This window comes from Collinsella sp. LCP19S3_D5, from assembly GCF_052121415.1.
Taxonomy (GTDB): Bacteria; Actinomycetota; Coriobacteriia; order Coriobacteriales; family Coriobacteriaceae; genus Collinsella.
Genome location: NZ_JBQKEH010000015.1, coordinates 42,024 through 50,752, shown reverse-complemented (window position 1 = coordinate 50,752; position 8,729 = coordinate 42,024). Strand labels below are relative to the sequence as shown.

Below are 8,729 nucleotides of genomic sequence, written 5' to 3'. Positions count from 1 at the left end.
CGATACAATACGGAGAGGCGCAGCGATGCGCTCGGCGGCCGCACGCCGGCCGAGTTCCGCGCCGCGCTGGGAAGGGCCGCGTAACGGTCCAAGAAATCGTCCGCAGTCCCGGGCTTCAAACGGAAACCGTGTCCCGGAATCGAGCCTCAGGGTGGGACGCTTTTTCCGGTAGAGGCCTGGGACGGAAGGCATGTCCCAGAATCCGGCTAACCCGATGGCCAGGTGGTTGAGCGAGCGGGCCCCGAGGCTCCATTACTGAAAATTCATTTGTTAAACCTGGCAACCGTGGGTAGAATAAAGTCGACGGCAGCCCAAGGGTGATAGCTGGGCAGCGCCGTTACTTAGTTCAAGGGGTCAATGCCTTAACGGCGTCGACCCCTCTTCTTTTGCTTCGTACGCTGCTTGAGTGCCTCGGTAAGTCCGATAAGCGCCGTGAGGAGCGAGACCAAAGAGGTCAGGAGCTTCACGAAATCAATCAGATCGGTCATGGGCATCACCTCCCGTCGCATGGAGGGCGCTGCCCGGCACATGGAACTGCCGTCAACAATAACCAGTCTATCAAACTGCAGCCATAAATACGAATATATGTTCGATAATAACAGCGATCTGACCATCTCAAAACGCAGCTTTACGCAAGGGTGCCGGGTGGCCGCGCTGGGCGCTTTCATGTCCGCACGAGCGCCTATCCTTACGGCAATGTAGCCGCCTATATAGCAAGCGGCAGGCAACGGAGAGAGGCCATAACCGTGTCAGCTGAAAAGACGCCGGGTATCTCGGCTATCGATACGACGAACTTTGCGCGCCAGATCGTGCTGGACTTTGAGTTTGCGCCGGTGCCAAAGCAGCGCCAGCGCCGTGGGCTGCGCAATGAGATTATCGAGGTCGGCGCCGTCAAGCTCGATTACCACGGTAACGTTATGGGCGAGTTCTCGCAGTTTGTGCAGACAGAATTAACCGAAGGCGTTGCGTATCCCGTCCGCGAGCTCACAGGGATATCGGCCGTGGACACCGCGATGGCCGATCCGCTCTACATAGTGATCAAAAGGCTCGGTGATTGGATCGGTCGCTACTCCGCCCAGGTGGTTTGCTGGAGCGGGACGGACCGTCGACAGCTTTTGACCGAGTGCCAGGCAAAGCACATCGACCTTTCCGCATTTCCTACGGACTGGGCCGACCTGCAGGCGTTTTACACCTCGATTATGGACGTGGGCAGCCACGGGCGCGTCTCGTTGGGTGACGCGGCAATGTGGTTTGGCATCGAGTTCGACGAGTCGACGGGTCACGCCCACAGCGCCCTGGCCGATGCACGCGTGACCGCCAAGCTGCTCAAGCAGGTGATGGACGGGGACTACCACGTGAGCCCGCGCGCCAAGGAAGTCCGCCAACGGTGGGGGATGGGCGAGCGAGCCAAGACGTGCCTTTCTAGCAAGTGCCCCGAGCTGGGCGACCTGCTGCTGAAGCTGAAGGCGGAGGGGAGGTAGGGGGCTCATTTGGCGACAAGCGGACGGAATGGTTGCGCGAAGGATTCTAGGATCAGCAGCAGATGACTGCGTTTGGGATCCTAGTCAAGGACGCGCTGACACTCGCTGGAACTAAGCAGGTCAAGAGCGTGGACATCGAGATTGCATCCATTATCGAAGAGCGGCTTGCTGACATGATTCGCTGGACGGACAGGCAGAGACCCGTGACGCTGTGCGTGTTATCGTGCACAATGAGGCGTACAGGCTGCCAGAGGCGAACTATCCCGACGAGGTTCTGAGCAACTGCATCACCGAGATTTTCGAATACTTCTACGAGAGGGATTTGGCGGCGTAGAGCAATCTAATATTACGCGTTTGCAGGAGGAAGCCGGTATGGCAGACGAACTTGTTTTTAGTGGCGGCAAGATAGTTTACACCATGCCTCAACTGCCCAAAGTTACATCTGTGCCGTTGAACGGTAGCGCCTTGCTGGTTGGTTTTAAGGACGCTCCCGATGGGGAGGAGGTCCTCTTTGATTTTGACCCTCGGGCTGAAAAGGCTACGAAGCTCGACTATGAACTTGCAGCCGTTAGCGGGCTCCTCACGGGCGCGTTGAATATCCTGTGGCAGAAAGACTTCAACCTAGAGGGTGCCAAAGAGTGGGGCGACGAGAAGGTTGGCAAATTCGTTCTTACGATTGCCAAGTCTGCGGGTATGACAAAGGCGGATGCAACTCTAGAAGACGCTATTCGCTTTCTAGAGAAAGAGTATCCTCTTGCCGCGGACAAACTGACTGCCGAGTTTGGCGGCGGGCTCCAACATCATCTGCGGGACTTCTCGCACCACCCGAGCTTGGTTGGCCTTGCGTGTTCGATCCTCTCGCAATTCACGTGCAAAGGCTATGGTGCCGATACGGCCGGCCGGTTTGTCGCCTTTGACCTGTCTGCCGCCGCCTTCGATCCCGACTGCCCTCTTATAGGCAGGAACGTTCCAGAGAAGATCGCGTTTGGCACTCTGTTCTGGGCGATGCATCTCGTGAGCGACATGGCGGGGTCTAGTTCAAACCCCGGTAAGGGGACGGGTATTCCCGGCGTTGTGCTGTCCCTGCTAAAGGAGCTCTCCTCCCTGCCTGTTTTTCAAGACATGCAGATTGCCTATAAGGGCGAGGATATTCGCATTCAGCAATGGATCTCAAAGCTGTTTAACGGAACGGCGTTCAAAACCGAGGACGGCAAGCCCATTCGTTTCGACCTTCGGACGGAAGTCGGTCTTCTCGATCAGGCCTTAAGCCAGGTGCCAGCAGTCGTGGCCAACGAGGTTATCGTTCGTTGTCTCTACATGCTTTCAAGGCTCAAGGCCGAGCTAGAGCGTTGTGAAGTGAGCAAGGTCTCCGGCTTGAACAAACTCAAGGCTTCGCATTTTATGCCCTACAACAGCAGAGCCCTCACTCGTATGGTCACGGTTTCGAGCACTTCGTTCGTTCTGGCAAATCTGGCGACGGCAGCAGTTAGGGCGGGTATCGAATGCGAGGGGAACAAGGTCGTTTTCGCCCAGAAGCTCTTCATGCGAATAAACTACGCCGGAGTTGGACGCCTTGCGTTTGCCCTCCATGCTGACTGGGGCTATATGGCGGAGGAAATTTCCGAGGCCTGGGCTGAGCGCGCCAGGCGCCGCCAGGATATCTTCGATGGATTCCACTTTTATAGCCTAGATAGAGAAACGACGAGGATTGCCTTCTCGCTGGAGCTTGTCGCCATCAACTACGACTACAGGAACGAGAAGAACGAAGTGCGCAAAGGGCAAAAGAGGAGCTGGGCCCGCGCGTGGCAGGATTCGGTCGCGGATGGCCTAGGCATTGATGCAGACGGCTACTTTTTGAGCGAGGAGGACGCGTACGGAGCCCTTGAGGCTATTTCACGGCAGCGAGGCGGTAAGGTACGCGCCTTGCTGGTTGCGCAGGAGTTAGTCGAGTTTTGTCCCTATTCGCAGTTGGGAGATGAAGAGAAGAAGGAATACAAAGGTTTGAAGGAGAGTGGGTCTTGGGTTAAAGATGAATTTCCCAGGAGACAAGACGCAGTTGATTTGGACGCCGTACGTTCCCTAGAGAAACGTTGCGGGACACGCTTCCGCGAGCTTTCAGGTACATTGCCAAAGCTATTGGTGGGCGGCGTCATTGTCGTGGCGGCGGCCGTAGGCGCAGGAGGGGCGGCCGCGGTACTCGCTCCGGATATTGCTGTCGGTATCTTCGGAGGCTCGTTTGTCGGCCTTCACGGGGCTGCGCTTGTCAATGCGAGCCTTGCTGCAGCTGGCGGCGGAGCCTTGGCCACTGGCGGCATGGGCATGGCCGGTGGCACTGCTTTGATTACGGGCGGCGGCGCCGCGCTTGGTCTATTGGGTTCCGGCGGCGTTGCCTTGGCGGCATCGATGGGGGAGAACTACGCGCAGTTCGTGCTCGTCGAATGTTCGAGGCTCCTTGCTTTTCTTGATGTGGCTACTGACCGCTGCCCGCATGAAGGGGCTATTTTGGTGCGGAAAGCGGCCGAGGCCGTGCAGCGCAGCATCGCTGGTGTTGAGGAAGATGTCGAGAAGGAGAATGGAAAAGGGGATCGCGGGGATAGCAGGTTGCTTAAGCAGTTGAGGAAGGGTCTTGGGTATTTGACTTCAACCCTTAAGCGGATTGAGAAGATGCAGAAGCGCCTTGGTGCCGACGGTGGGAGTGAGCCGCTCAACAGCTTGCCGGCAACAAGTGATGAATAAGTACATTGCATATTGATGAGCCTGGATGATCGCTGATTCAAGTCACCGGGGCTCATTTTGGTTTTAATGCGGGCGCCCATGCCGGTAAGCCTGCGTTCGATGCCGCTTGTCGAGGCCGAGCGCAGGGCGTTTGATATCACACGTATAATTGCGCTTGTTTAGCTGTGCGAATGCGTTCCGAAGCTATTTTTGCAGGAGGTTTTGGCATGGGCAAAAGTGACAATGCGAGCGAGTTCCTTGATCTCTATAGAAAGCTCGAGGGGTGTATTCGTGAGCATTATGACGTGCCGGAAAAACACGGTCCTGTGGCTTGGCTTGGCAGAAACCCCGGCAGGGCATTCAAGAACGTTGCCGGGGCTCTCAAATATTGCGCAGAAGTTCGCAACCTGCTCTCGCACCAGGAGAGAGTCGATGGCGATTACGCCGTCGAGCCGAGCGACTCGATGCTAACACTCCTGCGCAATACGCTTGCGGCGGTCGAGAATCCTCCCAAGGCAATCGACCACGCCGTGTCCATGCAGAATGTGTTTTCGGCAACTGCGGAGGACTGCGTGAGACCCGTCCTGCGCGAGATGGCGGAAAAATGCTACACCCACGTACCTATCTTGGAGGATGGCATCGTTCGCGGTGTGTTCAGCGAGAACACGCTGCTCTCCTACCTATACGGTGAAGAGATTGTCTGCATTGACGACGAGACGACATTCTCTTCGCTTGCCGAGCTGCTCCCAGTGGACGCTCATGTCTCTGAATCGTTTAGGTTCGTGCCACGTACGATAACGCTCGCAGAGGTTGCGGAGATGTTCACGGTGGCGATGCGCCGTGCTGATCGCATTGGCATGGTGTTCATCACGCATAGTGGTAAGCCCAGCGAGAAGGTTCTTGGGATTATCACTGCTTGGGATGTTGCGGCTTATCTGTAGCGGTCGTAACAGGTACGCGTATGAGTTCTGTACGATTTCAGAGGTTTCAGTGAGACGTGTTTGGGCCAAACTCATCGATGCCGAGGACCATGTCGATGCTGAGGGCGGCTGGAGCAGACGAGGCGTGGCATAGCGATGCGCGATGTGGGCGGCCGCTCGATGCAATGCCAGGGCCGATTTTGTGAACTATGCCCTTAGCTCAAGTCGAAGACGCAGGGGGGCATTCGGGTGCTTTCTTTGGAGCGAAATGTATTTGACTGTACCCGGAATGATCGTTCTCCACGGTGCTGTCATTCGGGCCCCGGCATCTGTCGTTCGCCTTTTCTGTCGTGTTTGCTGTTGCGTGTTCTGCGAGCGACCTTGTGCGGGCCTGCCGGCCCGTTGCCCCAGGTGCACCCGGATAAATGGTATCCACTTGAAGGAAGACGGCCTACCTGGGCTTGCATTTTGGACGCGAAGAGGCAAATAAGCGTCGAGCTAGGAGAATAATCACCGCAAACCGGATAACGAGTTGATCGACGGATCGCCATTCGTACTTCCTGCGTTTTCGTCTCAACGCCTTTTCTGTAGTCTCAAATGAAGCAATAGCCCCCTCTCGATATGATTTCAACCTGCGGTAAGGAGGCTTTGAACGATGTTTTTCCTTATGTTTTTAAGACTATGAGATAATCGCGTCGTTTAGGTATTTTTTGAACCGCATAGGAACAGGGGCACCCATGGCTAGAGACCGTTTGCGTGAAAACACATTCAAAAAATGCGATCTTCATGTGCACTCTTCGTCATGTTATAGCCGGAGTTACTCAAAATCCAATTTCCTTAAAGCCCTTCTTGATAGTGACTTGGATGTCGTAGCTGTCACCGACCACAACAGCATTGACGTGCCTCTTTTGCTCGAGCTGTCGCAAGAGCTTAAAGACCTGAATAAAACTATGTTTGCCGGCGTTGAGTTGAATATCGCGCTCGGGCAAACAACGATTGAGAACTGCGGTCTTACTGTCGCCGATAAATACTTCCATGCTCTTGTTATTTGCGATCTGAAAGATGCTTGCAGTCTTTCAGATGCCGTCGATAGCCTTTTTTCTAAAGACGCTGCTGACCTGAAAAGCGCCCTAGAGGAGCTAAGCAAGGGGTCTATCACGCGCAAACAGTATTCTGAAAAAACCCAGGGTAGATTCATTTTTCTTGAAGACCTGCAGCGTTCCATAGGCCATATAAAACACTATTTCATTCCTCACGAGAACAAAGGTTCGAGGAACTTATCTGATTATCTGCCCAGCAGGAAATCAGACGGCAGCTTTGACGCTAAAAACGATGGGTATAAAGACCGCTTGTTCTACTACAGCCATGCCATGGCGGTCGAAGGCGGTGAAAAGAGCCGTAAGAGCATTTCGCTTAGTATTGCCAAGCATTTGGGAACAACCGTCTCCTCCCTTCTTTTCAGCGATGCACTAAAACTTGAGGATATAGGTAGTAAGTTTACATGGATTGACTTCGATGGTGACTTAGACTCGCTTTTGCTTGCTATAAGCGATCCCGATAGCCGTCTGCGTACATCTGATCAGTATTGTGAACTACCGCAAACTAACAGCCGGAACTTCCTCGAGTCAATTTCGTTCGACGTCGTTGATTCGAACGCGGCCAACGGCAAACGCAATATTTCTCTTCAATTTGCTCCGGGATACAACGGCATTGTGGGCTCACGAGGAAGCGGAAAAAGCCTGCTTGCTCATATCCTTGATGGACATGACTTGACCGACTACGAAGGCTTTATTGATAAGGCAAGTATTCGCTACACGAAAGTAGGTGGCATACCAACGCAGACGCCTCCTGAAAGCATCTATCTTGCTCAGGGTGCTCTTGAAAAGATCTTTGAGGATAAGAGCTTTTCCGATATCGAGCTCCTTGGAAAAGAGATTGAGCCTGACAAAAAAGAATCAGAGAGGCTATCCGGTAAGGCAGCCACGTGCACAAACACAATGCTGGCCATGCAAAGGGACCTTCTTCTTGCCTTTATAAAGAAATACCCCAGTGGCACGGTTAGCATCGACTATCTCAATAGCCCCGAGCCTTCTGGAATAGTGCTGCCTTCTGCTCCCGCGATCGGCAAAGGCAGCAGGGCGCAGCTTACAGAAGCAAAGGGCGCTCTTTCCCAATTTAATAAAGACCTCGGGGATCAAGAGGAACTTCTTTCAAAAATTGAGCTATCTACCGCTTTTCCGGAAGATGAGGTGCTATTCAAGACAATTGCAAACCAGGTCGCTTTATTGAGGAGCGATCTCCTGGCACTAAAAACAAAAGCTGGACTGTTGGTAAACGTGCTCGAAGGTTGCGATGACAGTTGGTTTGAGCTCCGTATGCAACTCGTAAGTGAGTTTTCGGCATTACTGGAACAGCTCAATGCGCGAGATAACTCTGATCAAAAAAATGACTACATATCGCATGAGAAAAAAGCAACAGGCTTCTTCGAGGACTTGCTGGAATTGCGTTTAGCTCTAGTTGACTTGGATGATCAAATTTCGAAATCGCGGCTTGAAGAGCTCTCTCCGATTCCGAGTAGAGAGGTGCATTCCGCAGAAAAAACAATAACCATCTCTCTCGGCTTTCAAGATAAGAACGCCATGTCTTATTGCGACCACGCTGACGGGCTAATCAAGGGGAAGACATGCGTTCATTTGGACGGCTTGGCAAGGGCGGTCCTGTGCTGTTCGGAATCAAGCACCGTTGCGGATGTCTTCAACAGGGGCAAAGTGAAGCCTTCAAACAGATCGAACGACGCAAAAGACTACATTTCGAAATACTATGACGTCTTGGAAAAGGAGTTGAGCGCCAGTAAAGATTTCAATGTCGACATCGCGCTCGATGGGGAATCAATTAAAAGCATGTCTCCAGGCATGAGGGCACACGCTCTTCTTCACCTGTTCTTGAATGACACTATTGCTGAAGACGCACCCCTTTATGTCGTTCTCGACCAACCCGAAGACAACCTTGACGTAAAAACGATAGGTGATTTTTTGGTCGAACGGCTCAAGGCCCTTAAGCTTGATGTTCAGTTGTTCGTTGCGAGCCATTCAGCCCCTGTTGTGGTAAATGGCGATGCACGCGAAATAATCGTCTGCAAAAACGAAAGCGGCGAGATTAACTATTTGAAAGGAACATTAAGCGAGGATGCTATAAAGCAGGAGGTCGCGACGGTTCTTGATGGTGGCGAACTGTATCTAAAGATGCGCTTCAACAAATACAACTTCCAGATAGGAGACGCACGATGATTACCATGGGCGAAAACGGCAATATCATCATCAATGCAAATGTTCATACGTATGACTTGTCTTCCCCTGAGGACTACACGGAACTGCTTCTTTGGCTAACGTCTCCTGATCCGGCTATATCCATTGACTCGAAGGCGTTTGAAATCGATCCGGATGCATCCGATGAATCGAAGGAGACGCTTGAACGCTACGGTAGTTTTTTAAAGACTTTCGTCAAAAAGCGCGAATCGATGATTCTAGACGTGTCGGCAAAACCCTTTTCGAAAAGAAAAGAAGAAATCAAGGAACTATTGAATCGATTAGCTGGGGAATAGTAATCGACCGTC

At 53.0% G+C, this 8,729-nt stretch carries 6 protein-coding genes; 5 read left to right on the top strand and 1 reads right to left on the bottom strand.

Annotation, left to right across the window (positions count from 1 at the left end; translation table 11 throughout):
* Window positions 1-362: 362 nt before the first annotated feature.
* Window positions 363-488 carry a hypothetical protein gene (locus ACTQXO_RS07230; protein ID WP_427717649.1) on the bottom strand — a complete coding sequence of 42 codons (126 nt, stop codon included), beginning with the start codon at window positions 486-488 and terminating at the stop codon, window positions 363-365.
* A 258-nt stretch (window positions 489-746) separates the two neighbouring features.
* On the opposite strand from ACTQXO_RS07230, the gene ACTQXO_RS07225 reads away from it, so the two are divergent.
* The 5 genes from ACTQXO_RS07225 (at window position 747) to ACTQXO_RS07205 (ending at window position 8,717) form a co-directional block, all read left to right on the top strand.
* Window positions 747-1,481 (top strand): exonuclease domain-containing protein, encoded by a 735-nt coding sequence (locus tag ACTQXO_RS07225; RefSeq protein ID WP_441032399.1) that lies wholly within the window; start codon window positions 747-749, stop codon window positions 1,479-1,481.
* A gap of 372 nt (window positions 1,482-1,853) precedes the next feature.
* Complete coding sequence (locus ACTQXO_RS07220) at window positions 1,854-4,217, top strand: hypothetical protein (RefSeq protein WP_441032396.1); 2,364 nt, start codon at window positions 1,854-1,856, stop codon at window positions 4,215-4,217.
* Between the two features lie 206 nt (window positions 4,218-4,423).
* Window positions 4,424-5,137, top strand: a complete 714-nt coding sequence (locus ACTQXO_RS07215; RefSeq protein WP_441032393.1) for a CBS domain-containing protein — start codon at window positions 4,424-4,426, stop codon at window positions 5,135-5,137.
* A gap of 716 nt (window positions 5,138-5,853) precedes the next feature.
* Window positions 5,854-8,403 carry a hypothetical protein gene (locus tag ACTQXO_RS07210; RefSeq protein ID WP_441032390.1) on the top strand — a complete coding sequence of 850 codons (2,550 nt, stop codon included), beginning with the start codon at window positions 5,854-5,856 and terminating at the stop codon, window positions 8,401-8,403.
* Window positions 8,400-8,717: a hypothetical protein gene (locus ACTQXO_RS07205; RefSeq protein WP_441032387.1), complete on the top strand. Its 318-nt coding sequence runs from the start codon at window positions 8,400-8,402 to the stop codon at window positions 8,715-8,717. The genes ACTQXO_RS07210 and ACTQXO_RS07205 overlap by 4 nt, the downstream gene beginning before the upstream one ends.
* Window positions 8,718-8,729 lie beyond the last annotated feature (12 nt).